The organism is Brevundimonas sp., assembly GCF_965278935.1.
Classification (GTDB): Bacteria; Pseudomonadota; Alphaproteobacteria; order Caulobacterales; family Caulobacteraceae; genus Brevundimonas.
The window spans coordinates 1,140,791-1,165,554 of the sequence record NZ_OZ257124.1 but is presented as its reverse complement, the minus strand read 5'-3'; the positions used below and the strand labels follow the sequence as shown (position 1 = coordinate 1,165,554).

General features: G+C 68.1%; 26 protein-coding genes and 1 other RNA gene. 4 read left to right on the top strand and 23 right to left on the bottom strand.

Annotated features, from left to right (window positions below; all coding sequences use genetic code 11):
* Nucleotides 1-5: 5 nt before the first annotated feature.
* The 12 genes from murD to sppA all read right to left on the bottom strand — a co-directional run bounded on the left by murD (nucleotide 6) and on the right by sppA (nucleotide 12,745).
* The gene (murD, locus tag ACQY68_RS05840; RefSeq protein ID WP_428152110.1) at nucleotides 6-1,484 is read right to left on the bottom strand and encodes a UDP-N-acetylmuramoyl-L-alanine--D-glutamate ligase; all 1,479 of its coding nucleotides are present in this window, start codon (nucleotides 1,482-1,484) and stop codon (nucleotides 6-8) included.
* A gap of 4 nt (nucleotides 1,485-1,488) precedes the next feature.
* The gene (gene mraY / locus ACQY68_RS05835) at nucleotides 1,489-2,598 is read right to left on the bottom strand and encodes a phospho-N-acetylmuramoyl-pentapeptide-transferase (protein ID WP_428152109.1); all 1,110 of its coding nucleotides are present in this window, start codon (nucleotides 2,596-2,598) and stop codon (nucleotides 1,489-1,491) included.
* A gap of 72 nt (nucleotides 2,599-2,670) precedes the next feature.
* Entirely contained in the window at nucleotides 2,671-4,068 is a 1,398-nt protein-coding gene (locus ACQY68_RS05830) for a UDP-N-acetylmuramoyl-tripeptide--D-alanyl-D-alanine ligase (RefSeq protein WP_428152108.1), read from the bottom strand.
* Entirely contained in the window at nucleotides 4,061-5,512 is a 1,452-nt protein-coding gene (locus tag ACQY68_RS05825; protein WP_428152107.1) for a UDP-N-acetylmuramoyl-L-alanyl-D-glutamate--2,6-diaminopimelate ligase, read from the bottom strand. The genes ACQY68_RS05830 and ACQY68_RS05825 overlap by 8 nt, the downstream gene beginning before the upstream one ends.
* Nucleotides 5,509-7,158 carry a peptidoglycan D,D-transpeptidase FtsI family protein gene (locus tag ACQY68_RS05820; protein WP_428152597.1) on the bottom strand — a complete coding sequence of 550 codons (1,650 nt, stop codon included), beginning with the start codon at nucleotides 7,156-7,158 and terminating at the stop codon, nucleotides 5,509-5,511. The genes ACQY68_RS05825 and ACQY68_RS05820 overlap by 4 nt, the downstream gene beginning before the upstream one ends.
* 83 nt (nucleotides 7,159-7,241) lie before the next feature.
* Nucleotides 7,242-7,679 carry a cell division protein FtsL gene (ftsL, locus tag ACQY68_RS05815; protein ID WP_428152106.1) on the bottom strand — a complete coding sequence of 146 codons (438 nt, stop codon included), beginning with the start codon at nucleotides 7,677-7,679 and terminating at the stop codon, nucleotides 7,242-7,244.
* Complete coding sequence (gene rsmH, locus ACQY68_RS05810; RefSeq protein ID WP_428152105.1) at nucleotides 7,676-8,626, bottom strand: 16S rRNA (cytosine(1402)-N(4))-methyltransferase RsmH; 951 nt, start codon at nucleotides 8,624-8,626, stop codon at nucleotides 7,676-7,678. The genes ftsL and rsmH overlap by 4 nt, the downstream gene beginning before the upstream one ends.
* Nucleotides 8,623-9,090, bottom strand: coding sequence for a division/cell wall cluster transcriptional repressor MraZ (locus tag ACQY68_RS05805; RefSeq protein WP_428152104.1), 468 nt, complete (start codon nucleotides 9,088-9,090; stop codon nucleotides 8,623-8,625). Before ACQY68_RS05805 ends, rsmH begins: the two co-directional genes overlap by 4 nt.
* A gap of 269 nt (nucleotides 9,091-9,359) precedes the next feature.
* An RNA gene (rnpB, locus tag ACQY68_RS05800) (RNase P RNA component class A) lies at nucleotides 9,360-9,735 on the bottom strand.
* A gap of 32 nt (nucleotides 9,736-9,767) precedes the next feature.
* Nucleotides 9,768-10,529 carry a peptidoglycan recognition protein family protein gene (locus ACQY68_RS05795; protein WP_428152103.1) on the bottom strand — a complete coding sequence of 254 codons (762 nt, stop codon included), beginning with the start codon at nucleotides 10,527-10,529 and terminating at the stop codon, nucleotides 9,768-9,770.
* Between the two features lie 4 nt (nucleotides 10,530-10,533).
* Nucleotides 10,534-10,851: a hypothetical protein gene (locus tag ACQY68_RS05790; protein ID WP_428152102.1), complete on the bottom strand. Its 318-nt coding sequence runs from the start codon at nucleotides 10,849-10,851 to the stop codon at nucleotides 10,534-10,536.
* A 118-nt stretch (nucleotides 10,852-10,969) separates the two neighbouring features.
* On the bottom strand, nucleotides 10,970-12,745 hold the full coding sequence (gene sppA, locus ACQY68_RS05785) for a signal peptide peptidase SppA (RefSeq protein WP_428152101.1): 1,776 nt from the start codon (nucleotides 12,743-12,745) through the stop codon (nucleotides 10,970-10,972).
* 219 nt (nucleotides 12,746-12,964) lie between these two features.
* Here sppA and panD point away from each other — a divergent pair, with 219 nt between their 5' ends.
* Nucleotides 12,965-13,321, top strand: coding sequence for an aspartate 1-decarboxylase (panD, locus tag ACQY68_RS05780; RefSeq protein WP_428152100.1), 357 nt, complete (start codon nucleotides 12,965-12,967; stop codon nucleotides 13,319-13,321).
* 148 nt (nucleotides 13,322-13,469) lie between these two features.
* On the opposite strand, the gene dxs is transcribed toward panD, so the two are convergent.
* From dxs to ACQY68_RS05750, 6 genes are all read right to left on the bottom strand, one after another.
* Nucleotides 13,470-15,389, bottom strand: coding sequence for a 1-deoxy-D-xylulose-5-phosphate synthase (gene dxs, locus ACQY68_RS05775; RefSeq protein WP_428152099.1), 1,920 nt, complete (start codon nucleotides 15,387-15,389; stop codon nucleotides 13,470-13,472).
* A gap of 15 nt (nucleotides 15,390-15,404) precedes the next feature.
* A complete protein-coding gene (locus ACQY68_RS05770) occupies nucleotides 15,405-16,313 on the bottom strand; it encodes a polyprenyl synthetase family protein (RefSeq protein ID WP_428152098.1) in 909 nt (302 codons plus the stop codon).
* Nucleotides 16,313-16,681 carry a tRNA-binding protein gene (locus ACQY68_RS05765; protein ID WP_428152097.1) on the bottom strand — a complete coding sequence of 123 codons (369 nt, stop codon included), beginning with the start codon at nucleotides 16,679-16,681 and terminating at the stop codon, nucleotides 16,313-16,315. Before ACQY68_RS05765 ends, ACQY68_RS05770 begins: the two co-directional genes overlap by 1 nt.
* Entirely contained in the window at nucleotides 16,678-16,929 is a 252-nt protein-coding gene (locus tag ACQY68_RS05760) for an exodeoxyribonuclease VII small subunit (RefSeq protein ID WP_428152096.1), read from the bottom strand. The genes ACQY68_RS05765 and ACQY68_RS05760 overlap by 4 nt, the downstream gene beginning before the upstream one ends.
* 67 nt (nucleotides 16,930-16,996) lie before the next feature.
* Nucleotides 16,997-17,584 (bottom strand): histidine phosphatase family protein, encoded by a 588-nt coding sequence (locus ACQY68_RS05755; RefSeq protein WP_428152095.1) that lies wholly within the window; start codon nucleotides 17,582-17,584, stop codon nucleotides 16,997-16,999.
* Between the two features lie 84 nt (nucleotides 17,585-17,668).
* The gene (locus tag ACQY68_RS05750) at nucleotides 17,669-18,589 is read right to left on the bottom strand and encodes a histone deacetylase family protein (protein ID WP_428152094.1); all 921 of its coding nucleotides are present in this window, start codon (nucleotides 18,587-18,589) and stop codon (nucleotides 17,669-17,671) included.
* A gap of 77 nt (nucleotides 18,590-18,666) precedes the next feature.
* Between ACQY68_RS05750 and ACQY68_RS05745 the strand changes: the two genes are divergently transcribed.
* From ACQY68_RS05745 to ACQY68_RS05735, 3 genes are all read left to right on the top strand, one after another.
* The gene (locus ACQY68_RS05745; protein ID WP_428152093.1) at nucleotides 18,667-19,200 is read left to right on the top strand and encodes an N-acetyltransferase family protein; all 534 of its coding nucleotides are present in this window, start codon (nucleotides 18,667-18,669) and stop codon (nucleotides 19,198-19,200) included.
* Between the two features lie 21 nt (nucleotides 19,201-19,221).
* Complete coding sequence (locus ACQY68_RS05740) at nucleotides 19,222-20,400, top strand: vWA domain-containing protein (RefSeq protein WP_428152092.1); 1,179 nt, start codon at nucleotides 19,222-19,224, stop codon at nucleotides 20,398-20,400.
* A gap of 67 nt (nucleotides 20,401-20,467) precedes the next feature.
* Nucleotides 20,468-20,956 carry a hypothetical protein gene (locus tag ACQY68_RS05735; protein WP_428152091.1) on the top strand — a complete coding sequence of 163 codons (489 nt, stop codon included), beginning with the start codon at nucleotides 20,468-20,470 and terminating at the stop codon, nucleotides 20,954-20,956.
* A 59-nt stretch (nucleotides 20,957-21,015) separates the two neighbouring features.
* Here ACQY68_RS05735 and ACQY68_RS05730 read toward each other — a convergent pair whose 3' ends face one another.
* The 5 genes from ACQY68_RS05730 to ACQY68_RS05710 all read right to left on the bottom strand — a co-directional run bounded on the left by ACQY68_RS05730 (nucleotide 21,016) and on the right by ACQY68_RS05710 (nucleotide 24,712).
* Entirely contained in the window at nucleotides 21,016-21,195 is a 180-nt protein-coding gene (locus ACQY68_RS05730) for a CsbD family protein (protein WP_428152090.1), read from the bottom strand.
* A 91-nt stretch (nucleotides 21,196-21,286) separates the two neighbouring features.
* Nucleotides 21,287-21,730 carry an NUDIX domain-containing protein gene (locus tag ACQY68_RS05725; protein ID WP_428152089.1) on the bottom strand — a complete coding sequence of 148 codons (444 nt, stop codon included), beginning with the start codon at nucleotides 21,728-21,730 and terminating at the stop codon, nucleotides 21,287-21,289.
* Entirely contained in the window at nucleotides 21,727-22,767 is a 1,041-nt protein-coding gene (locus ACQY68_RS05720; RefSeq protein WP_428152088.1) for a sensor histidine kinase, read from the bottom strand. Before ACQY68_RS05720 ends, ACQY68_RS05725 begins: the two co-directional genes overlap by 4 nt.
* Nucleotides 22,764-23,165 (bottom strand): response regulator, encoded by a 402-nt coding sequence (locus ACQY68_RS05715; protein ID WP_428152596.1) that lies wholly within the window; start codon nucleotides 23,163-23,165, stop codon nucleotides 22,764-22,766. Before ACQY68_RS05715 ends, ACQY68_RS05720 begins: the two co-directional genes overlap by 4 nt.
* Before the next feature lie 20 nt (nucleotides 23,166-23,185).
* Nucleotides 23,186-24,712: a sensor histidine kinase gene (locus ACQY68_RS05710; protein ID WP_428152087.1), complete on the bottom strand. Its 1,527-nt coding sequence runs from the start codon at nucleotides 24,710-24,712 to the stop codon at nucleotides 23,186-23,188.
* Between the last annotated feature and the right edge of the window lie 52 nt (nucleotides 24,713-24,764).

Here is a 24,764-nt window from a genome sequence, read left to right as displayed (position 1 = left end):
GTTTCTCAACCATGAACGGAAGGGGTAGCTCCGAGGTTAAGAACGGCGGCCCGGAACGCTTCTCCGCGCGCCTCGAAGTCGGGAAACTGGTCGAAGCTGGCGCAGGCCGGGCTGAGCAGGACGATCTGGTCGCCGCCAGCCTTGGCGGCGTCCTCGGCGGCGAGGGTGACGGCCGTGGCCATGTCTTTTGCGATCACATGGGGCCTGTCGCCGAGGGTCGCGGCGAAGTCGGCAGCGGCCTCGCCGATGAAGTAGGCCTTGGCGACGCGGGGAAAGAGGTCGCGGAGGTCCTCGATGCCGCCGTCCTTGGCGCGGCCGCCGGCGATCCAGAAGCTCGTCGGGTACGACATCAGGGCCTGACGGGCGGCGTCGGCGTTGGTGGCCTTGGAGTCGTTGACGAAGCGAACGGCGCCGAGATGACCGACCGTCTCCATGCGATGGGCGAGGCCGGGGAAGGTCATCAGGCCCTCGACGGCCGCCCCGTGCGAGACGCCGACGGCGCGGGCGGCTGCGTAGGCGAAGGCGGCGTTCTGGGCGTTGTGACGACCGGGAAGCGAGCGGGCCGGGGCCAGGTCGGCGATGGCGACGCCGTCGGCGACCAGCTTGCCATGGGTCGCATCGACGATGATGAAACGGCCGGCGTCGAAGGCGGCGACGTGATCCGGCAGACGCGCGACGAGGTCAGCGACAGGGACTCCGCCGGTCGGGTCGATGAACTCCGGCGGGGTGCGGGTGGTGATGGTTGAAACGCGAAGGCGACGGTCGTTCAAGGCGTTGACAGTCTTCCAGCCCCAGTCGTCGTCGACGCCGATCAGGGCGACTGCCTCGGGCGTCATCTGCTGGAACAGCCGGGCCTTGGCCGCGACATAGCCCTCCATGCCGCCGTGGCGGTCGAGGTGGTCGGGGCTGATGTTGGTCAGGATGGCGACGTCGGGGGCGAAGCTGGTGGTCAGGTCCAGCTGGTAGCTGGAGACCTCGATGACATAGGCCTCGACCTCGGCGGGGGGCGGCAGGGCGAGGACGCCGATGCCGATGTTGCCACCGACGGCGATCTTCATCCCCGCCTGTTTCAGCACCCAGCCGATCAGGGCTGTCGTCGTCGACTTGCCGTTGGTGCCGGTGATGGCGATCACCTTCGGCCGCAGGGAGGCGGGGGTGGCGGCGATCGCGCGGGCGAACAGTTCGATGTCGCCGATGACGGGGACGTCGGCGGCGCGGGCCCTGTCCACCGTCCAGTGCGGCTTTGGATGGGTCAGGGGCGCGCCCGGCGAAAGGACCAGGGCGGCGAACCCGGACCAGTCGGCGACCGTCAGGTCCTCGAGCGCGAAACCCTCTGCCTCGGCCTGCATGCGACCGGAGACGCCATCGTCCCACAGCACGGGTTCGGCCCCGCCGGCCTTGAGGGCGCGGGCGGCGGTGATGCCGGAGCGGCCGAGGCCGAAGACCGCGACGCGACGACCTTCGAAGCCGGGGACCGGGGTCACGGCTCTAGCGCAGCTTGAGGGTGGCGAGACCCAGCAGGGCCAGCATGGCGGCGACGATCCAGAAGCGGATGACGACCGTCGATTCCGGCCAGCCCATCTTCTCGAAATGGTGGTGGATCGGGGCCATCAGGAAGATGCGTTTGCCCGTCGCCTTGAAGTAGGCGACCTGGATCATGACCGAGGCGGCCTCGATGACGAACAGGCCGCCGACGATGCCCAGGACCAGTTCGTGCTTGGTGGCGACGGCGATGGCGCCGAGCGCGCCGCCCAGAGCCAGCGAGCCGGTGTCGCCCATGAAGATCTTGGCCGGCGGGGCGTTGTACCAGAGGAAGCCCACACCCCCGCCGATGATCGCGGCGCAGAAGATGGCCAGTTCGCCCGAGCCCGGCACGTGGTGGACGCCCAGATACTCGGCGAAGATGAAGTTCCCGACGAGATAGGAGATCACGCCGAACGCCGCGGCCGACATCATCACCGGAACGATGGCGAGGCCGTCGAGGCCGTCCGTCAGGTTCACGGCGTTGGAGAAGCCCACGAGGGTGAAGACGACGAAGGCGACGTAGAACCAGCCGACGTTCAGCAGAACGTCCTTGAAGAAGGGGAAGGCGATTGAGGTCTCGAGCCCCGGCGATGTCGGCGAACGCCACATCCACAGGACGACGCAGACGCCGGCGATGACCGAGACGATGATCTGGCAGACCAGCTTCTGCTTCGAGGTCAGGCCGGCCGAGGTCTGTTTCGTGACCTTGGCGTAGTCGTCGATGAAGCCCAGTACGCCGAAGGCCGCGGTCACGCCGGAGACGATCCAGATATAGGGGTTGGTCAGGTCGCCCCAGAGGAAGACGGCCACGGCGATGCCCGCCAGGATCATCAGCCCGCCCATGGTCGGAGTGCCGACCTTGGACAGGTGGGAGACCGGGCCGTCGGCGCGGATCGGCTGGCCCTTGCCCTGCTTGACCCGCATGAAGGCGATGAACCGGCTGCCCATCGCCACCGCGACAATCATCGCCGTAGCCATGGCCAGGGCGACACGCACCGTCTGGTACTGAACCAGGTTCAGCAGCGGGTAGTCCTGCGCCACGTCAGCGAAGTAGAGATAGAGCAGATAGAACATGTGGCAGCCCCCCAGTCTTGTTTCCCTACCGGCGGGCGCGCGGCGCGCGCCTGCTTGAGGGAAGTCGTGTCTCTAGCGCTCTAGCGCCGCAAGCGCGGCGGCCACAAGCGATGCCTTGGACCCGTTCGAGCCCTTCACCATGACGATGTCGTTCGGACCGACCAGATCGGCGGCCTGGGCCGCGAGGTCGGCGGCGCTCCCGGCCCAGACGCCGCGGCGGGCGGGCGGCAGGGCGTCGTAGAGGTGGCGCATCCCGGGCCCGGCGGCGTGGACGATGTCGAGGCCCGCCTGGTCGATCGGTTGGGCGAGACCGGCGTGCAGGGCCTCGGACTGGTCGCCCAGTTCCAGCATGTCGGTCAGGACGACAATGCGGCGGCCGCCGGACGCGACAGGCCTGGCTCCGAGCGAGCGGAACCCGGCGGTCATCGACAGCGGATTGGCGTTGTAGCTCTCGTCGATCAGGGTGAAGGCGCCGCCGGGAATGCGGACGGTGCGGGTCTCGCCCCGCCCCTTGAGCGGCTGGAAGTCGGCCAGGGCCGCGAGCGTCGTCTCGACCGGCACGTCGAGCGCGTCGAGCATCAGGATGACGGCCAGGCTGTTCAGGCCCCAGTGGAAGCCCGACTGTTTCAGCGCGAAGACATGGCTGACGCCATAGACCTCAGCCGTCACGCGGGCGCCGCCCTCGAACGGGGTGAAATCGATCAGGCAGGCGTCGTGGGCGGGCTCCGACCCGAAGGTAGCGACGCGGGCGCCGACGTGCAGCGCGGCCTGATGCAGCAGGTCCTCCCACGGACTGTCGCCGTTGATGACGGCCAGGCCGCCGGGGCCGAGACCCTGGAAGATGGCGGCCTTTTCAGCCGCGACCCCGGCCTCGCCGTCGGCGAAGGCTTCGATGTGGACGGGACCGACCGTGGTGACGCAGGCGACGTGTGGCTGAACCATCTTCGACAGGGGCGCGATTTCGCCGGGCGCGTTCATGCCGATCTCGAACACGGCACGCTCGACCGACGGGTGCATCCGGGCCAGCGTCAGGGGCACGCCGATGTGGTTGTTGTAGCTCTTGATCGAGGCGTGTGCCGGACCGGCGAGGTCGAGGCCGGCCTTGATCGCCTGGGTGACGCTGGTCTTGCCGACGCTGCCGGTGACGGCGCCGCGGCGGACGTGGGGAGCCCGGTCGCGGGCGGCAGCGCCCAGAGCCTCGAGTCCACGAAGGGTGTCGGGGACGATGACACAGGGACCGCCCTCGACCGCGTGCTCGACCAGGGCGCCCGAGGCGCCGGCTGCGAAGGCGGAGGCGGCGAAGTCATGGCCATCGCGCGCGCCCTTGAGCGCCAGGAACAGCTCGCCCGGTGCTATCTCGCGGCTGTTGTAGGTCAGGCCGTCAGCGGCGAAATCACCGCCTTCGATCCGCCCTCCGGTGGCGACGGCTATCTCTTGAGCCGTCCAGAGAGGCAGGGTCGATTCAGGCATTTACGCGCAGGGCCTCGGCGAGTTCGGATGCGTCGTCGAAGGGATGAGTCGTCCCGCCCACGATCTGACCCTGTTCATGCCCTTTTCCGGCGACGACGACCACATCTCCATCGCGCATCATGGCCGTAGCCTCGCGAATGGCGGCGCGGCGGTCGCCGATCTCCATGGCGTCTGGACAGCCGGCGCGGACCTCGGCGCGGATGACGGCGGGATCTTCCGAGCGCGGATTGTCGTCGGTGACGATGGCGACGTCGGCGAGACGACCTGCGATCTCGCCCATCAGCGGACGCTTGCCCTTATCCCGGTCGCCGCCGGCGCCGAAGACGATGATCAGACGGCCGGTGGCGTGCGGGCGCAAGGCCTTGAGGACGGTCTCGAGGCCGTCGGGGGTGTGGGCGTAGTCGACGTAGGCTTCACCGCGTCCGCCGCTGACGCGCTGCAGGCGGCCGGCGGCGCCGGTGATCTTTTCGAGGGCGTGCAGGACCTTGGCGGCGTCCTCGCCGGCGGCGATGCACAGACCGGCTGCGACGAGGGCGTTCGACGCCTGGAAGGCGCCGGCCAGCGGCAGGAGCACGTCGTGGCGTTCGCCGCGCACGTCGAGAATCAGACGCTGGCCCGCCGGCACGGCGCGGCGTTCGACCAGAGACAGGTCCCGGCCCCGCTCGCCCACGCCCATGACGCCGAGGCCGGACATGATCGAGGCGGCGGCGAAGGCGTTGTAGGCGTCGGAATCGGCGTTCAGGACTGCGGTGCGACCGCGCGGCAGCAGGGTCTCAAACAGGCGCAGCTTGGCGGCGCGATAGGCGTCCATGTCGCCGTGATAGTCGAGGTGGTCCTGGGTCAGGTTGGTGAAGGCCGCGGCCTTCAGCGTCACACCGTCGAGGCGACGCTGGTCGATGCCGTGGGACGAAGCCTCCAGGGCCAGATGGGTTACGCCGCCTTCGGCCAGGGTCGCCAACAGACGGGCGGCGTCGCCGGCGTCGGGGCTGGTCAGGCCGGGCGGGGTCAGGGCTTCGGATTTCGAACCGGACTGAGCGACGACACCGAGGGTGCCCATCGAGGCGGCCTTGATGCCCATGCCGGCCCAGATCTGGCGGCAGAAGGCAGCGACCGAGGTCTTGCCGTTGGTGCCGGTGACGGCGACGCAGGTGGCGGGCTGGGCGCCGTAGAACCCGCGTGCGGCCAGGGCATAGGCGCGGCGGACGTCGCCGGACCGAACCAGCAGGGGTGCGAGATTCTCCGGCGTGTCCTGGGGGGCGAGGATCGCGGCGGCGCCTTGCGACAGAGCCTGGGGGATGAAGGCGCGGCCGTCGGCGGCGCTGCCCGGAAGGGCGACGAACAGGGCGCCGGGCGCGACCTTGCGGCTGTCCGCCGTGACGCCCGTGATCATGGGATCGGCGGAGACGTCGCGGCGCAACAGGTCGGACAGGCGGATCGCGCTCATCGGGCGACCACCGGGGCGGGCGGATCGATGCGGCGCTGGACGCCGAGGAAGCCGGCGATACGGTCGGCGACGCGGCCGACGACCGGGGCGGCGACGGCGCCGCCGAGGCGCGAGCCCTGGCTGGGCTCGTCGATCAGGACGAAGATGACGTAACGCTGGGCGTCGGCCGGGCCGTCGGCCGGGAAGACGCTGGCGAAGGACCCGACGCCGTGGCTGGCGTCATAGCGGCCGTTGACCAGCTTGTTCGCGGAACCCGTCTTGCCGCCGACGCGCAGACCCGGCGCGTTCGCCTGACCGCCGGAACCGCGCAGGACGTTGGCGCGCATCAGCTCCCGCATCGCGGCCGAGGTCTCGGCGCTGACGACACGATGACCTTCGGATCCCGCGCCGCCGCGACGCAGCGACAGGGGGCGATAGATGCCGCCGTTGACCAGGGCGACCGTGGCCGCCGTCATCTGCAGCGGGGTGATCATGATGCCGTAGCCGAACGACATCGAGGCGCGGGTCGAGTCCGACCAGTCGTGCGGGCGGCGCGGACGAGCGCTTTCCTTCAGCTCGATCGGGGCGGCGTCCAGCAGGCCCAGCTTCTGGAAATAGGAGCGCATGGTGTCGGCGCCCATTTCGACCGCGAGGCGCGAGGTGCCGATGTTGGAGGAGTGAAGATAGACCTCTTCCAGCGTCAGGATCTTGTTGGTGGCGTGGAAGTCCTGGATGCGGCGATTGCCGATCATATAGGCCTGCGAAGCGTCGATCATGGTGTCCAGATCGGCCAGGCCCGTGTCGATGGCGGTGGCGATGGTGAAGGTCTTGAAGACCGACCCCATCTCGTAGTGGGCCGAGGTCACGCGGTTCAGGGCGGCGTCGTCGGACGCCTGACCCCGGCGGTTGGCGTCGTAGGTCGGCCAGGAGGCCATGCCCAGGATCTCGCCGGTCTTCGCATCGGCCACGACCCCGACAGCGCCCTTGGCGCCGACTTCGGAAGCGACGGCGCCGAGTTCGTTCTCAAGCACGCCCTGAACGCGCAGGTCGATGGACAGGGCGAAGTCCTCGCCCTTGGCGCCGGCCTCACGGATGGCGTCGTTGAAGGCCAGTTCGGCGCCGGAGACGCCCTGCCCGCCCGAGTCGGCCGTGCCGATGAGGTGGGCGGCCGAGCTGTTCAACGGGTAGACGCGGCGGTCCTCGGGTTCGAACGAGACGCCTCCGAGGGCGAGGGCGTGGACGGCCTGACGTTGGGCCGGTGTCAGGCCGGGCTGGGCGATCAGGCGACGGTCGCCGTCGAGGACGCGACGCAGACGGGTCGCCGAGATGCCCGGCAGGGCGCGGCGGATCTGGCGGAAGGCGGCGTCCTTGTCCCACACCTCGGAGGGATCGATGTAGAGGCCGTAGTGGGTGATGTTGGTGGCCAGAAGTGCGCCGTTGCGGTCGGTCAGGTCGGCGCGCTGCAGGGCGCCGGCGACCGTGGAGACGCCGTGTCCGCCTCGCGGGGCCAGAAGGGCGGCATTGGCCGCGCCGAGGGCCAGACCCGAGAAGACGGCCACGAACACCGCGCGGATCAGGAAGATGCGGACGCGGGTGTCCTCTTCCGGCCGGGCGTCGGCGCGGGCGCGCTCGAAGGCGTGTTCGACGAACCAGACGGCCTCGCCCATCCAGCGCAACCACGGCGAGACGGTCGAGGTCAGGGGGCGACCGACGCCGGGAGCCGGACGGAAGGCGCGAGGATCGTGAACGGTCATCGCACGGCCTCCGCAGCGGGCGCGGCGACTTCGCCGGCCGGGGCGGCCGGGACGGCTGGAGCGACGGGGTCAGCAAGGGCCGGCGCGACAACGACCGGCGCCGGGACGTGGACCGGCTTCAGGTTCGCGAGGGCGGCCTCCTCGACCTGACGCTCGGCCTTGACGGGGGCCAGGGCGGCGCCGCGCGACAGGGTCTCGAGACGGCCGGGCTGTTCCAGGCGAGCGGCCTCGGCGCGCAGCAGGCGGACGCGCTGGGAGTTCTCGGCGATCTGGCGTTCCAATTGGCCGATAGCGGCGCTCTCGCGGGCGGCGGCGGCCTTGGCGACATAGACGGAGAAGACCATGGCGGCGACGCACATGACGCCGATGATCTCGATCCAGCGGATGCCGCGGATCTTCCAGTCGAACAGGCGCTGAACCGAGGCGCGGATCATGCGGCCGCCTTCCAGGCCGGGGCCCCGGTGCGGACGGCGGCGCGCAGCTTGGCGGAGCGCGAGCGCGGATTGACGGCCAGTTCGGCCTCGCCGGCCTCTCGCGCGCCCTTGAACTGAAGCGTGAAGCTGGGCTTGCGAGTTTCGATGGCGACGGGGGCATGGCGCGAGCCGCCGGGGGCATTGCCGCTGCGCTCGGTCAGGAAGGCCTTCACGATCCGGTCTTCGAGAGAATGGAAGGTCACGACGGCGAGGCGTCCGCCCGGCGACAGAGTGCGTTCGGCGGCTTCGAGGCCCCTGGTCAGCTCGCCCAGCTCATCGTTCACGGCGATGCGAAGTGCCTGGAAGGTCCGGGTCGCGGGATGGGTCGGGGCGCCGCGACGACCGCCGAGCGCCTTCTCGACGACATCGGCCAGATCGAGAGTGCGGGCGAACGGTTGCGCGATACGTCGGCGCAGGATGGCGGTGGCGATCCGACCCGACTGACGCTCGTCGCCATACTGTTTCAGGATGTGGGCCAGGGGACCGTGGTCCCAGCCGTTGACGATGTCGGCCGCGCTCTCTCCCTCGCCTGACATCCGCATGTCCAGCGGGCCGTCGCGCATGAAGGAGAAGCCACGCTCGGCCTCGTCCAGTTGCATGGAGGAGACGCCGATATCGAAGACGGCGCCGTCCAGCTTCGCCTCGCCGGTCTCGGCGAAGGCGTCGGACAGGCCGGAGAAGGCGGTGCGAACCAGCTGGAACTTGTTGGGGTGATCGTTGGCGACGGCGTCGGCGTGACGCTGGACCGTCGGGTCGCGGTCGAGGGCGATGACCTTCGCACCCGTCGCGAGGATGGCGCGGGTGTAGCCCCCGGCTCCGAAGGTGGCGTCGATGATCACGTCGCCGGCCCCGGGGGCCAGGGCTTCGATGACTTCATCCAGCAGGACGGGGGCGTGCGGGCCGCTCACGTGTCGTTCCCCGGCATGCGGCGGCGGGCGACGTCGCCGCGTTCGCGCATGGCCTTGCGCGCGAGCACGCGGCGATCGTCCTTGCGGGCGTTCCAGCGGGCGCGGTCCCAGATCTGGAAGCGCGGGCCCATGCCGACGATGACCACGTCCTCGCCGAGACCGGCTTCCTGACACAGGCTTTCCGGCAGGGTGATGCGGCCTCCGCCGTCGTAGGCGAGCTGCTTCTGGCCGCCGTAGACCGTCTCTTCGAGCGCCGTGCGCCAGTCGTCGCCGAACGGCAGGGCTTCGATCATGGCGACGTATTCTGCCATCAGCTTGTCGCCGCCGGCCTCGAGGCAGTCGGACTCGACCGAGAAGAAACAGAAGACGCCCAGGTCGGCGCCGTTGTCGGAGGTGCGGAATTCCTGAGGGATCAGGAGACGGCGCTTGCCGTCCAACTGCTTCTCACTGGTTCCGAGAAACACGCCCGTCCAAATCGAGCCTGTAGGCTCGCCCCTGAATTCATCCCCGCGCCCGACAAGCCGGCGCCGCCAATCCCCGCATCACCGTTATGGGATAGCATGGGATGAACTGGGTCTCAATGGGAATGGTTGACGAGATTTAACCAAACTTGCCCGTCCCGAAGACCTTGGACAGAACATACACAGAACACCGGAAGCAACTTTCGCCCGGTTTTCAGTGCAGACGCGGCCATCCGCGCCCGACTGTGGCGGGAAAGCGTTAGTGGGGGATAAATGCCAGACGGCCTGTAAGCCGGGTTCTGTCCCGCCCGAGAGCGGTGACGATCATTCCTCTGGACCGCCCATCGCTGGACGGTTCTCGCGACCTACCCGGACGCCTCGGGCGGTGAGCCCTGCGGGCGAGCCCGCGCGACGTCCCTATTCGGTCTTGCTCCAGGCGGGGCTTGCCATGCCGTCGCTGTTACCAGAGACGCGGTGGGCTCTTACCCCACCCTTTCACCCTTACCCGCGTCGAAACGCAGGAGGTTTGCTTTCTGTGGCGCTGTCCCTCGGGTCACCCCGGGCGGGCGTTACCCGCCGCCTTTTCACCGTGGAGCCCGGACTTTCCTCGACGGGATCAAGTCCCGCCGCGACCGCCCGGCCGTCTGGCGGGGGCGTGATGGGCTCTTTGGGGCCTCAGGTCAATTCAACACACCGGTGACGCTTTCCGCGGCGGCCAGTTGAAGCACGCCCATCAGCGTCGCGCGGGTCTCTCCGTCGGCGATCCCGTCGACCTTCGAGGGCCGCCAGTGGCGCTGGAAGGCCTGGACGGTGATGCGGGTCTCTTCGGTGTATTTGCCGTCAGGCAGAGGTTCGTAGCCGAGCCGGTGCAGACCGGCCTGCAGCACGTGGACACCGAGGCCTTCGTCGCCGACGGCCAGAGGCACGCCGAGGGCGGCGATGCGTTCACGGGCCGGCTCGAACCACAGGCCCTGACGACGCGCCGCCAGCGTCTTCCAGGGGAAGCGTTCGCCGGGGTCTTCCTTGCGGGTCGGGGCGACGTCGGAGTGGCCGAGGATGCGGGCGTCCTCGATCGCCCAGCGCCCTCTGATCCCGTCGATCAGTTCGATGACCGAGGCGACCTGGGCGTCGGGGAAGTCGCGATAGCCGAATTCATGGCCCGGATTGACGATCTCGATGCCGATGGAGACGGCGTTGATGTCGGTCTCGCCCTTCCACCAGCTCTTGCCGGCATGCCAGGCGCGGCGCTCCTCGGGCACCAGCCGCAGGACCGACCCGTCCTCATCGACGACATAGTGGGCCGAGACCTTGGCTTCCGGATCGCGCAGACGCGCGATCGCCGCTTCCGCGGTCTGCATGCCGGTGTAGTGGAGCAGGACCATGTCGGGCGGGCCACGACGCTGGTCGAAGTTCGGTGAGAGCGCCTCGGTGATCTTCAGCATGGGTCTAGCGCCCGTGACGTTCCCACCCGTAAGCGACCCAGGTGTCGCCGACCTTCTCGGCCTCGATCACGTCGTCGGCGCGACGGGCGCGGACGGTGACGCGGCGACGGGCGCGCATGGCGAGGCCGGCGAAGAAGATCAGGATGCTGGCGCACAGGGCGATCACGGCGACGGCGGCGGCGGTGAAGACCGCCAGCAGGGCGCCGACGGTCAGGGCCGCCACGGTCGCGATCATGCCGCACAGCCACATGATCGGCGCGAGCAGCCCTTGGGGACGTCGGCGATTCTGGAAACCGAGGCTGGCGAACGGGTCCTGCGTCATCTCTATTCCTTGTCGAGCGCTCCGAAGAACGCCTGAACCCCCAATGTCGGTCCACAGAGGTGAACCGTCAATGACCGGCCGCTTCACAGGCGAGTGTTAATCGCCGCACCCTGACGATCTAGAGCGGTTGATCGGCGAGGACCGAAGCCCCCTGCCCGCGCATCCGCTCGGTCTCGACGCGCGACAGGATGGCCTGGGCGCGGGGATCGGCCATTACGCCGCCGAGGGTCACCAGAGCACGGGCGGCCTCGGACTGAACGCCGAAGGCCGAGGACAGGGCTTCCCACGGCGACTGGGGCTCGGGGAAACGTTTGAAACGAACCGACTGATTCTCGGGGATTTTGGCCAGTTCGCGCGCCTTGCCGATGGCCTCGGTCAGGCCGCCCAGTTGGTCGACGAGGCCCAGGGTCTTGCCTTGCGCACCGGTCCAGACGCGGCCGCGGGCGATTTCGCGCACGCGGGCGATAGGGATGCGACGACCCCGGGCGACCCGATCGACGAACTCCTCGTAGGTGCGATCCATCGAGGCGGAGAATGCCGCACGCTGGGTTTCGGAGAAGCTCGACGACGGGCTGAAGGCGTCCGAGTACTGGCCGCCGACGGACAGGCCGCGCAGATCGACGCCGAAACGACCCAGCGCATCGGAAACCACGAACTTGCCGCCGAAGACGCCGATGGAGCCCGTCAGGGTCGAAGGCTGGGCCACGATCCAGTCGGCTTCCGACGAAATCCAGTAGCCGCCCGAAGCGGCATATTCGCCCATGGAGACCACGACGGGCTTTTTCGCCGCCCTGGCCGCGCGGACCGCGGCGAGGATCTGTTCGGAGGCTTCGGGCGAGCCGCCGGGCGAGGAGACGCGGAAGACGATGGCCTTGACCGACTTGTCCTCGATGGCGTCGTAGATGGCCTCGGCCGTGGCGTCGGACGCGATGGATGACCCGCCGCTCAGGCCGCCGCCTCCGCCCGTTCCCGTCACGATCGCGCCCTCGCCGCCGACGATGGCGATGGCGTCGCGGCCGGAGCCCATGCGCTCGCCCTGGGAGGCGGCGTAGTCGGAGAACTCGATGATGTCGGCGCCGTTTCCGGCGCGGCGCCTGGCTTCGGCTTCGGCCTCCTCGACCTGGCCGATCTTGTCGATCAGCTTCAGTTGCAGGGCCTGGGCCGCGGAATAGGGACCGGCCTCGATCGTCGTCTTCAGCGCCGGGGCCTCGACCTTGCGATCGAAGGCGGCGTTGGCGAGAGCCGAGTCGTAGATGGACGTCATCCAGGCGGTCATCGCCTCGCGATGGGGGCCGGTGTAGTCCGACTGCGTATATTCGTTGACGGCGTTCTTGTACTCGTAACGCTGCTCGAACTCGGCGCGGACGCCGTACTTGTCGAAGGCACGCCCCAGGAAGACGCTGTCGGCCGAGAAGCCCGTCGCCTGGAAATTGGCCGTGTTCTGCATCCACAGCTCGGAAGCGGCGGCGCCGACCATGTAGCTGGAGATCACCGTGCCGACCGGCTGGAAACCCTGGGAGTGGGCGATGACCGGCTTGCCCGCGGCGCGGAAGCGACGGACGGCCTGACGGATCTCGTCGGCGGCGGCGGGGGCCAGACCGGCCTCCGGCAGGCGGACCAGCAGGACTTTGACGTGATCGTCCTTCTCGGCCTGGGCCAGGGTATCGACGATGCCGACGACCGAGAGGCCCGAGCCCCCGAAGGCGGCGAACGGATTGTTGGACAACTGATCGGTGATGCCTTCGCGCAGGTCCAGTTCAAGCACGGCGTTGGCGGGCGTGGCCGGCTCGCTGGAAGAGGCCGCCGCCGCGATGATCAGGACGATCGGCAGGACGACGACGAACAGGATCAGGCCGGTGAAGACACCGAGCACCGTCAGGAAGAACTGTTTCATGGGAGGCAGGGCGTCCGGTCGATCGGCCACGGGCGGCCTGATGCTGAACATAGGGCCGGCCGCGTTGCGGTCAAATGAACGTGCTGCAACGAGGGAATCCGTCAGAGCCGGTCATCTCGCGCTCGCAGCATTGCGATTGAAGACGGGGGCGGAAATCCCTATATCCGCCGTCTGCGAGCGGGGGCTATCGCCCCGCGTCATGACTGGACCGCACCTCCCATGCTGGTCACCCTGATGAAGGCCAAGCTGCACCGCGCGACGGTGACCCAGGCCGATCTGGATTACGAAGGCTCGATCGCCATCGACGGCGATCTGCTGGATGCCGCCGGGATCCTCCCGCACGAGCAGGTCGATGTGCTGAACATCACCAACGGCGCGCGCTTCACGACCTATGCGATCGAGGCCCCGCGCGGGTCCAAGGTCATCGGCGTCAACGGCGCGGCGGCCCGCTTGGTGCAGAAGAACGACAAGGTCATCGTGGTGACCTACGGCCAGTTGCCGGCCGAAGAAGCGCGCCAGTGGTCGCCGACCGTGGTGCTGCTCGACGACGCCAACGAGATCAAGACGGCGGCGTAAAGTCCTCCCTCTCCCAGTGGGAGAGGGCTTGAGGCCCGCAGAGCATTAGCGATGCGCCTTGGCCGAAAGGGTGAGGGTCATGCCCTCACCGGTTAGCGCCAACCCCTTACCCTTTCGCGCACGAACGACGGCTATCGGCGCCGTGCGCTCAAGCCCTCTCCCGCTGGGAGAGGGGCAGGCGGTCCACCCCCAGCGCCTTGAGCGCCGAGGCCGCGATATGCTCGGCGTCCAGGCCGGCCTCGGCGTATTGCGCCGCCGGGCTGTCCTGATCCTGGAACACGTCGGGCAGATGCAGGGTGCGAATCTTCAGGCCTGCGTCCAGCGCACCCTCACTCGCCAGATACTGAAGCACGAAGGCGCCGAAGCCGCCCATGGCGCCCTCCTCCACCGTGATCACGGCCTCGTGCTCGCGCGCCAAACGGGTAATCAGGTCGTGGTCGAGCGGCTTGGCGAAGCGGGCGTCGGCGACCGTGGCCGAGACGCCGTGCGCGGCCAGGATGTCGGCGGCCTTCAGCGATTCCTGCAGGCGGGTGCCGAAGGAAAGGATAGCGACAGCCGTCCCTTCGCGAACGATGCGGCCCTTGCCGATCTCGAGCGGGGCGGACAGGTCGGGGATGTCGACGCCGACGCCATCACCGCGCGGATAGCGGAAGGCCGAGGGCCGGTCGTCGATCTCGCAGGCCGTGGCGATCATGGCGGCGAGGTCCGCCTCGTCTGCGGCGGCCATCAGAACCATACCGGGAAGCGCGCCCATATAGCCGATGTCGAACGATCCGGCGTGGGTCGAGCCGTCGGCGCCGACCAGACCGGCGCGGTCCATGGCGAAGCGGACGGGCAGCTTCTGGATCGCCACGTCGTGGACGACCTGGTCATAGCCGCGTTGGAGGAAGGTCGAATAGATGGCGCAGAACGGCTTCATCCCGTCGGCGGCCAGACCGGCGGCGAAGGTCACCGCGTGCTGTTCGGCAATGCCGACGTCATAGGTGCGGTCCGGGAAGGCCTTGCCGAACAGGTCGAGGCCCGTGCCCGAGGGCATGGCGGCGGTGATGGCGACGATAGACGGATCGCGTTCTGCGCGCTTGATCAGTTCGGTCCCAAACACCTTGGTATAGGACGGCGCGTTGGAGACGGTCTTGTTCTGCTTGCCCGAGACGACGTCGAACTTGACCACCGCGTGCAGCTTGTCGGCGCTGCTTTCGGCCGGCGCATAGCCCTTGCCCTTCTGGGTCACGACGTGGACCACGACCGGGCGGTCGGTGATGGCGGCGGCGTTCTTCAGAATGGGGACGAGGTTGTCCATGTCGTGGCCGTCGACGGGGCCGATGTAGTAGAAGCCCAGCTCCTCGAAGAAGGTGCCGCCGACGATCATGCCGCGGGCGTATTCCTCGGCCTTGCGCGCCGCCTCGCGGAACGGGCGGGGCATGTGCTGCACGACCTCGCGGCCAAACTTGCGGAAATTCTGATAGGCGCCGCCTGAGACCTGTTTGGCCAGATAGGCGCTCATACCGCCGACAGGGGGCGCGATCGACATGTCGTTGTCGTTGAGGATAACGGTCAGCTGGCCGGTCGTCTCGGCCGCATTGTTCATCGCCTCATAGGCCATGCCGGCCGACATGGAGCCGTCGCCGATGACGGCCACGACCTTGTTCGTCTCGCCCTTCTGGTCGCGGGCGGCGGCGAAGCCGAGGGCGGCGCTGATCGAGGTCGAGGCGTGGGCCGCGCCGAACGGGTCGTACTCGCTCTCGCTGCGCTTGGTGAAGCCCGACAGGCCTCCGCCGGTGCGCAGGGTGCGGATCCGGTCGCGACGGCCGGTCAGAATCTTGTGTGGATAGCACTGGTGGCCGACGTCCCAGATCAGGATGTCCTTCGGCGTATCGAAGACGTGGTGGAGGGCCACGGTCAGTTCGACCACGCCGAGGCCGGCGCCGAGGTGGCCACCGGTCGTGGATACCGCATCGATGGTCTCGACCCGCAGCTCGTCCGCCAACTGGCGCAGCTGTGCGGCGTCGAAACCGCGCATGTCGGCGGGGAGGTGGACTTTGTCGAGCAGGGGGGTGTCAGGCATCAAGAACTCTAACGCGCGTCAGGACCGACGGTTTAGCACGAAGTCCACACTCGCCTTGAGGTTTTCGGCGTCGGGACCGAACAGGTCGAGGTGGCTGCGGGCCTGATCGGCCAGGTGCGCGACGCGATGACGCGCCTGATCGACACCTAGGAGGGTGACGAAATTGGTCTTGCCCTGGGCCGCGTCCTTGCCGTTGGCGGCCTTGCCGAGAACGGTCTCGTCGCCGTCGACGTCCAGCAGGTCATCGACGATCTGATAGGCCAGGCCGATGTCGTGGGCGAAGGCGGTCAGGGCCTGGCACTGGTCGTCCGAGGCGCCGGCGACGATCAGGGGAATCTCGAAGGCGTAGGTGAACAGGGCGCCGGTCTTCAGTCGCTGCATCCGGGCGACGCCGCCGAGGTCGTCGCGCACGCCCAGCAGGTCGATCATCTGGCCGCCCGCCATGCCCCGCGCGCCCGAGGCCAGCGACAGCCGGGCCGCGAGGGCGCAGCGGATCGCGGCGTCCTCGTGCGTGTCCGGATGCAGGATGATGTCGAAGGCAGCGGTCTGGAGGGCATCGCCAGCGAGGATGGCCGTCGCCTCGTCATAGGCGATGTGAACCGTGGGCCGACCCCGTCGCAGGTCGTCGTTGTCCATCGCCGGCAGGTCGTCGTGGACCAGGCTGTAGGCATGGACGCATTCGAGGGCGCAGGCGGCGCGCAGAACCGGCCGCTCCTCGATGTCGAACAGGCGCGAGGCCTCCATGGCAAAATAGGGCCGCAGACGCTTGCCCGGCCCCAGGGCGGCGTAACGCATAGCCTCGGTCAGCCGGGATTCGGGACCGTCGGCGCGCGGCAGCAGTTCATCGAGCGCGACGGTGACAAGGTCGGCGACCTCGGCGACACGCTCGGCGACGGATTGATGCGGGGCGTTGGCGGCCAGCTTCATCAGAACAACCGTCCGCCGATCGTCGCGTCGCGATCGACGCCGACCAGAACGACCTCGCCGTCCGCGTCAGGGAAGCCCAGGGTCAGGACCTCGGACATGAAAGGACCGATCTGGCGGGGGGCGAAGTTGACCACCGCGGCGACCTTGCGGCCGTTCAGCTGGTCCAGGGTATAGTGGCGCGTGATCTGGGCTGAGGAGCGTTTGATGCCGACCTCCGGGCCGAAATCGATGGTCAGCTTGTAGGCGGGCTTGCGGGCCTCCGGGAACGGCTCGGCGCGCACGACCTCGCCCACCCGAATGTCGACCTTGAGGAAGTCGTCGAAGGCGATGCGGTCGGCCGGAGGAGAGGCGATCGCGGTCTCCATCATCCGAACTCGGCCGGTTCGACGCCCTTGGCCTGACCGTCGGAGCCGACGACGATCTTCTCGACGCGCAGCTGGGCGGCCTTCAGGCGTGCCTCGCAATGGGCTTTCAGGCGCGCGCCCTCCTCGTACAGGGTGATGGATTCCTCCAACGGGGCCTGACCGGACTCGAGGCGCGAGACGATGGTCTCCAGACGCGACAGGGCGTCCTCGAAGCTGAGATCGGCGGGGATGGCGGGAGCGGCATCTGACATCGGAGCGACCCTAGAGGCGAGCCGCTTTCGCTTCAACGGGGAACCGGCGTCGCAGGGTAAACGGCGTTCAGACCCGCTCGTAGCGGCGCTGGGACCAGTATCTGAAGCCCTGGTTGTGAACCAGCTTCCAGCCGTCGGCCTTCAGCCGGACCCCGACCATGTGGTTGAAATAGCCGTGGGCGAGAACGAGCACGTCCTCCCCGGCCTCGGCGCGGGCGATCAATCGCCGGGCCGCCGCTTCGGCTCGAATCTCGGCCTGGGCGCGCGTTTCCTGCCCTTCGTGGTGGTCGAAGGCGTGCCACCAGAAGCGGGCGACGGCGCCCCAGTACTTCGGCGGCAGCTTGAACCACGAGGGGAAGTGCGGCGGCGGAAGCGGCGCCTCGATGAACATCACGTCCGAGGTGATCTCGCGACCCGCCGAGATGGCCAGAGCCGTCTCCTGGGCGCGCTGGCGGGTCGAGGCGAAGATGATGCCTGCCCCTGCGGCCGTGGTCAGCAATTCCGGCGGCGGGGTCTGGCCGGCCAGCAGGCCGCCCAGCTCGTATTTCGCCCACCAGTCGCGGTACTGATCCGAGGTCAGCATGCATTTGCGCGAGAGAGCGGGCTCGCCGTGACGGGCGAGCGTGATCGAGCCAGGGCGCGAAGGCTTCAGCATCTGGCCGGCATCTTGTTCGACACTGTCTGACGTCATGCTGCGGTTGGGAGGGGGACGGACGGGTTCGCCGGGGTCGACACTTCCTTACGCCTCCCCCAGGGCCCGCACATGGGCGAGGGCCGATTGACCCAGTCCTTCAAGGTCGTAACCGCCCTCCAGCGAAGAGACAACCTTGCCGCCGCAATGTCGCCGCGCGACCTCCAGAACGGCGCGGGTCGCCCAGGCGAAATCCTCGGCTTCGAGGCTCTGGTGGGCGAGCGGATCGCGCCGGTGGGCGTCGAAACCGGCGGAGATGATGATCAGGTCCGGTGCGAAATCGTCGAGCGCGGGCATCAATCCGCCAGCGAAGGTCGCACGCCATGATTCGCGGGCGGCATGCGGCTCGACCGGCGCGTTGACGATATTGCCGACACCGGTCTCGGATGGCGCGCCGGTGCCCGGGTAGAGGGGCATCTGGTGGATGGAGGCCAGGAACAGGGTCGGGTCCGCCTCGAACGCGGCCTGGGTGCCGTTGCCGTGGTGGACGTCGAAATCGACGACGGCGACCTTCGCCATGCCCAGCGACTGGGCCACTCGGGCGGCGACGGCGACGTTGGAGAACAGGCAGAAGCCCATGGCCTGGTTCGGCTCGGCATGGTGGCCCGGCGGGCGGACAGCGGCGAACCCGCGCCGGGTCTGGCCGGCCGCGATGGCCCGGACGGCGTCGATGGCGGCCCCGGCGGCAAGGCGGGCAGCGCGGACGCTGCCTGGCGACAGGAGGGTGTCGGCGTCGAGCTGGGCCAGGCCGCTCGCGGGCGAGGCCTCGATCATGCGGGCGACATAGGCTGCGGGGTGGATTCGCTCCAGATCGGCGACGGTGGCCTCGGTGGCGTCGCGACGGTCGAGCTTGAGGTCCGCGTCGTCGAGCGCCGCGAGGACGGCAGCCAGACGCTCGGGCCGTTCCGGATGACCGGCGCCGGGTGCGTGGGCGATCATGTCGGTGTGGGTGAACAGGGCGACGGACATCGCGTCAGCCTACAAGCGGATCGGGATGCGCGGAATAAAATGTTGAGCGATCGGTTCGCTCAAGCGAAACCCTCCCCATGACCGACGCCGTGATCCGCCCCCCTCGCCCCGAAGACGCCGCAGCCCTCGGCGCCCTGGGCCGTCAGACCTTCATCGACACCTTCGTGGCCGAGGACGGGTTCGCCATCCCCTACCCCGCCGACGACCTGGCGGCCTTTCTCGACGCCAGCTTCTCGACCGAGGCGACGGCGAAGAAACTGGCCGAACCCGGCGCGGCCTGGTGGGTGGCGGAGCGGGACGGCGTACTGCTGGCCTTCGCCAACACGGGGCCCAACACCCTGCCCCACCCGAAAAGCGCACCCGGAAACATGGAACTCCGTCGCCTCTATGTGGGTAAGGCCGCGCAGGGTCTGGGTCTCGGCACCCAACTGCTGAAGCTGTCGCTGGACTGGATGGAGGCGAACACCGATGGACCGCTGTGGATCGGCGTCTGGAGCGGCAACCTCAAGGCCCAGAAGCTGTACGAGGCCTACGGGTTCGTGAAGGCGGGCGAGTATCAGTATCCGGTCGGCGCCTGGCGGGACCACGAGTTCATCTTGCGGCGCGGCTGATCGAGGCTCAGGTTCTCCGCCATGCTCCTCCCCTTCTTCACCGCCCTGCGGCAGGCCAGGGTTCCGGTCTCCACCAAGGAATGGCTCCATCTGATGGAGGCCATGGACAAGGACGTGGCCGGAGGTCGGGTCGAGGACTTCTATCACCTGTCGCGCGCGGTCCTGGTCAAGGACGAGAAACACTACGACCGGTTCGATCAGGTCTTCGGCACGGTGTTCAAGGGCATCGAGACGATCGGCGCGGGCGAGGAGCCGAGCCTGGACGTGCCCGAGGACTGGCTGAAGCTGCTCAACGACAAGTTCCTGACCGAGGAGGAGAAGGCGGAGATCGAGGCCATGGGCGGCTTCGAGAAGCTCATGGAAACGCTCAAGCAGCGGATGGAGGAACAGGAAAAGCGCCACGAGGGCGGCAACAAGTGGATCGGCACCGGCGGCACCTCCCCCTTCGGCAACGGCGGCTACAATCCCGAAGGCGTGCGCATCGGCGGGCAGCCCAAACACGGCCGGGCGGTCAAGGTCTGGGAGAAGCGCGAGTACAGGAACCTGGACGATACGGTCGAACTGGGGACGCGCAACATCAAGGTGGCCCTGCGACGCCTGCGCCGGTTCGCGCGCGAGGGGGCGGCCGAGGAACTGGACATCGACGGCACCATCGACGGCACGGCGCGCCAAGGGTGGCTGGACATCCAGATGCGACCCGAGCGGCGCAACACCATCAAGGTCCTGCTGTTCCTCGACGTCGGCGGGTCGATGGATGGGCACATCAAGCTGTGCGAGGAGCTGTTCAGCGCCGCAAAGACCGAGTTCAAGAACCTGGAGTTCTTCTATTTCCACAACTGCCTCTACGAGGGCGTCTGGAAGGACAACCGGCGCCGGCACGCCGAGAAGATTCCAACCTGGGATCTGCTGAACAAGTATCCCGGCGACTGGCGGGCCATTTTTGTCGGCGACGCGACCATGAGCCCCTACGAGGTGACCATGCCGGGAGGCTCGGTCGAACACTGGAACGAGGAGGCCGGGGCGGTCTGGATGCGGCGCGCTCGGCTGCAGTGGGGCAAGTCGGTGTGGTTGAATCCCGTGGCCGAGAGGTTCTGGAGCTACACGGCGTCGGTGAAACTGCTGCAGGAAGTCATGGACGAGCGCATGTATCCGCTGACGCTCGACGGGCTGGACCGGGCGATGCGGGCGCTGACGCGCTGACACGCACGCGTGAGGTGCGGAAACCCGCGTTTCGTGCGAGCGTGACCATTGTTCAGGAGAGTGTCCAATGCTGACCACGTTCGCCTTGGCCATGGTTCTGCAACAGGCGGTCGTGTGGGAGACCCCGACCCCTGCGGCGGAGGCCGAGCCCGTCGAGATCGCCACCCCGGTCAGGGACCTGCCCGCGTGGGCCGTGGCCGATCCGTTCGCTTGGGAACGGTCGCAGTGCAGCCCGCTGGTGAGCCGTGAACCGCTGGACGTCTGTCAGGCGCGGGTGCGGATCGAGTTGTCCGCAGCGCTGGGCGACCAGTTGCCGGCGGGACTTCGGCCTGCGGGCGAGCCGGTCCCGTGCCTGGCTACCCCTGGTGACGACGGAGCCTACCCGGTCCAGTGCGGCATGCCCGAGCGTCGGGCTGCGGCGACCGTCACCCCGAGGATCCCCGACTGTCGTCCGCGCGCGGAACGCCAGGGTGGATCGGTGGCCTTCGTCACCGATTGCCGTGCCGACGATGCCGGCTCGCGAGGGCTGTCGATCAACCTGTTCGGCAAGGACTGACGCCGGACAGCAAAAGGCCGCCCCGAAAGGCGGCCTTTTTCATTCGAGACTGACCGGGATCAGCGCTTTTCGTTGAGGGTGTCCTTGATACCGCCGACGGTGTTCTGGACCTTGCCTTCGAGTTGGTCGGCCTTGCCTTCGGCTTTCAGTTTCTCGTCGCCGGTGATGTTGCCGACACCTTCCTTGATCTTGCCGCCGATGTTCTTGACTGCGCCTTCAATACGATCGTTATCCGCCATGGGGAGGCTCCTCGACACTCGGCGTCGCCACTGTGGCGGCGCTTCGGCATCAAGAGCGAACGGAGCCTCGCGGCGTTCCGTATGGCGACGCTTAGCTTCTGAGCCACTTCGCCACAGCCCAGGCGTGGGCGTCATGGCGCAGTTCGGCCAGGGCCGTCCGGGGATGCAGCCAGACCAGTTCGTGGTCATCCTCGACCTTGCGGGACGGGTTGAGGGCCAGCATCCCGGCGATCCAGAAGCCGCCGACATTGTTGACCGGCTGCCCGTCGGACTTGCGGAAATACTGGCCGGCCTCGGCGATGCGCTCGATCGGGCGGACGGTCATGCCCGCCTCCTCCACGAACTCGCGGATCAGGGCCTGTTCCTCGGTCTCGACGCCGTCCACGGCGCCCCCGGGCAGGTCGTAGTAGGGCGTGTCGCGCGTCACCCGGACGCAGGCGATCTTCTCGTCATGGAAGACCAGACCGAACGTGGCTGGCCGGAACAGATAGTCGGCTCCGGGATCTGCGACACCGAACTGGAGCGAGGGCTTCACAGGTCGAAGGCCAGACGCGCGCGGACGCCCTTGTGCGCGCCGTCGAACTCGACGGCCGAGCGCAGGCCGGAGGCCATGGCAGTGATGATCTTGCCGCCCAGGCCGGTGCCCTTGGGCTTGCCGTCGCCGAGGCCCGGGCCATCGTCCTCGACGGTCAGGATGGCGCGACCGGTCTCGTCGGGGGCCAGGATCACGCGGATCTCCCCCGCTTCGCCGGCTGCATAGGCGTACTTCACCGCGTTGGTCACCAGCTCGGTCACGATGACGCCCAGAGACACGGCCTGGTCGGTCGAGACGCGCATGGGCTGGGCCTGAAGAGTGATATTGGGCGAGGCCGCATCCGACCCCAGCGACTTGGTCAGTTCGCCGACCAGACCATCGAGATAGGCCTGCATGTCCACCGACTCCATGTCGCCGGAGGTGTAGAGGCGGCGGTGCACGTGGGCGACGGCCTCGATCCGGGCCTGGGCTTCGCGCAGGGCGTCGCGGGCGCCCTCGTCGGCCATGTGGCGCAGCTGCAGCGACATGAAGGTCGAGACGAGCTGGAGGGAGTTGCCGACGCGGTGATTGACCTCGCGCAGCATGGCCTCGGCGCGGTCGCGGGCGAGACGCACCATCTCCTGGGCTTCCTCGTTCTCGCGCTCAAGACGACGACGCAGAAGGGCGTCTTCCAGCGCCGAACGCAGCAGGGCGGTGAAGTCTTCGGACACGTCCTTGATGACGTAATCGGAGGCGCCGGCGCGCAAGGCTGCGACCGCGATCCGGCCTTCCTGGGCGCCCGTCACATAGACGACCGGCGGCGGCGCAGGGCGATGCAGGATGTCGGGCAGGACGTCGATGCCGTCGCGGCCCGGCATATAGTGGTCGAGCGCGCAGATATCGTAGTCGCCGGCATCCAGGGCGGCCACGCCTTCGTCGCCGTCGGCCGCGAGCGTGACCTCGTAGCCGTGACGGCCGAGTTCCTTCTGCACGAGCCGCGACAGACCGCGGTCGTCGTCGATGTAGAGCAGCCGGATGGACGGCTTTTCAGACGTCATTCGATGTCGGGCGCCTGCATGACGGACAGGAACAGGCCCAGCTGGCGGATGGCTCCGGCGAAGCTCTCATAATCGACGGGCTTGGTGATGTAGACGTTGCAGCCGAGGTCGTAGCAGCGCTGGATTTCGGTCTTGTCGTCGGTCGTGGTCAGGACGACCACGGGCGCGCGCTTGAGGCGTTCGTCCTGTTTGACCTCGGCCAGGATGTCGGTGCCGCTCATGTCCGGCAGGTTCAGGTCCAGCAGGATCAGCATCGGCCCGTTGGCCCGGACTTCTTCCGAGAACAGATAGTCCAGCGCCGGCTGACCGTGGTCGAAGTGCACGATCTCGTTGGAGATGTTGGCCCGACGGATATTCTTCTCGATCAGCTTGGCGTGACCGTGGTCGTCCTCGACCATGACGATTTTTACGGGTGCGCTCACTGGGTGTCTCCGGCCTCGTCGAGGATCAGGCGTTTGGGGAATTTCAGGCGGAATGTCGAGCCTTGGCCGAGCGCTGACTCCACGTCGATGGAGCCACCCAGACGACGAACGCTGTTCCGCACGAAAGCGAGGCCCAGCCCCTCTCCCGGGCGGTCCTGACGGCCCGAGCGACGGAACAGTTCGAAGATGCGTTCGTGGTCCTTGGGCGCGATGCCGCGGCCCTGATCGGCGATGGCGAACTCGACCCAGCCGCCCGGCAGATCGACACCGCTCACTTCGATGCGGTTGGGGCGTGACCCGTCCGAATATTTGACGGCATTCTCGATCAGGTTGCCGATGACCTGTTCGATCGAAAGACGGTCGCTTTCGAAGGAGACCATGTCGCCGACGACGAACTCGGTGTTCGTCTCCTCGAGCTGGTGACGGATGCTGTCGGCGGCGCCCTTGGCCATCTCGCCCACGTCGATGGTTTCAGGGACGAGGCTGCGGCGGCCATCGCGCGACAGCTTGAGGATGGCGTTGATCAGTCGGTCCATCTTCTCGGTCGAGGCGCGGATGAAGCCGACGGCTTCGGGCAGGTCCTCGCGGACCGCCGTGATGACCTCCTTGTCGACATCGCGCACCTGCTCGGCCTCGCGTATCGCCCGGTCGATGGTCTTGCCGACCTGCTCCAGCTCGGCCGTGTAGCCCATGACGTTGACCAGCGGCGAACGCAGGTCGTGGCTGACGATATAGGCGAACCGCTGCACCTCCTCGTTGGCGCGTGTCAGGGCGGCGGTGCGGGCCTTCACGGTCTCCTCCAGACCCGAGTTGACGCGGTCGAGGTCGGCGCGGGCTTCGGCCAGATCGGTGAGGTAGCGTCTGACCAGGATGGCCACGATGGCGCCGAGCACAAGGATCAGCGCGCCGGCGATCGCATTGACGATGATGGTGAAGACGGCGGAGCCTTCGGAGTTGGCCTGCTGTGCGGAGAGGCGCGCGCCCAGCTGGGAATCGAGGGTGGCGATCTCTGCGTCGAGCTGCTCCATCAGGAGCTTGCCGCGGCCGGAACGGACCTGATCCAGGGCCTCGGGCGTGCGCCCTCGCCGCGACAGGTCGATTATGCTCGACATTTCCAGGAACTTGTCGCGCGACAACCGGGTCAGGGCCTCACCCGCGGCCTGGCCGACCTCGTCCTCGCCCGCGAGGTCCTTGAACCGGCCGAGCAGTTGGGGCGCGACCTGCGCGCTCTGGTCGTAGGTCATCAGAAAGCTGGTCTGGCCGGTCAGCATGTAGCCGCGCTGGGCGGTCTCGGCATCCTTCACGTTCAGCAGGATGCCCCGGGCGGCGCGACGCAGTTGCCAGGTGGAATCCACCTGCTCGTTGAAGGCCGCCGTGCGCTGGATCAGGACGAAGGTCGAGATATTGACCAGCAGCAACAGGGCGATGGCCCCGGCGAGGAGCAGTGAGATCGAACGGCCCAGAGTTCCTTCACGCAGGAACCGGCCGAACCGCGAGAGGTTTTGGAGAAAGACCGACGACATGCGGCGCAAGCTTTAGCGCCGGACATTCGCGTGTCCAGTGAAGTCATTCGCG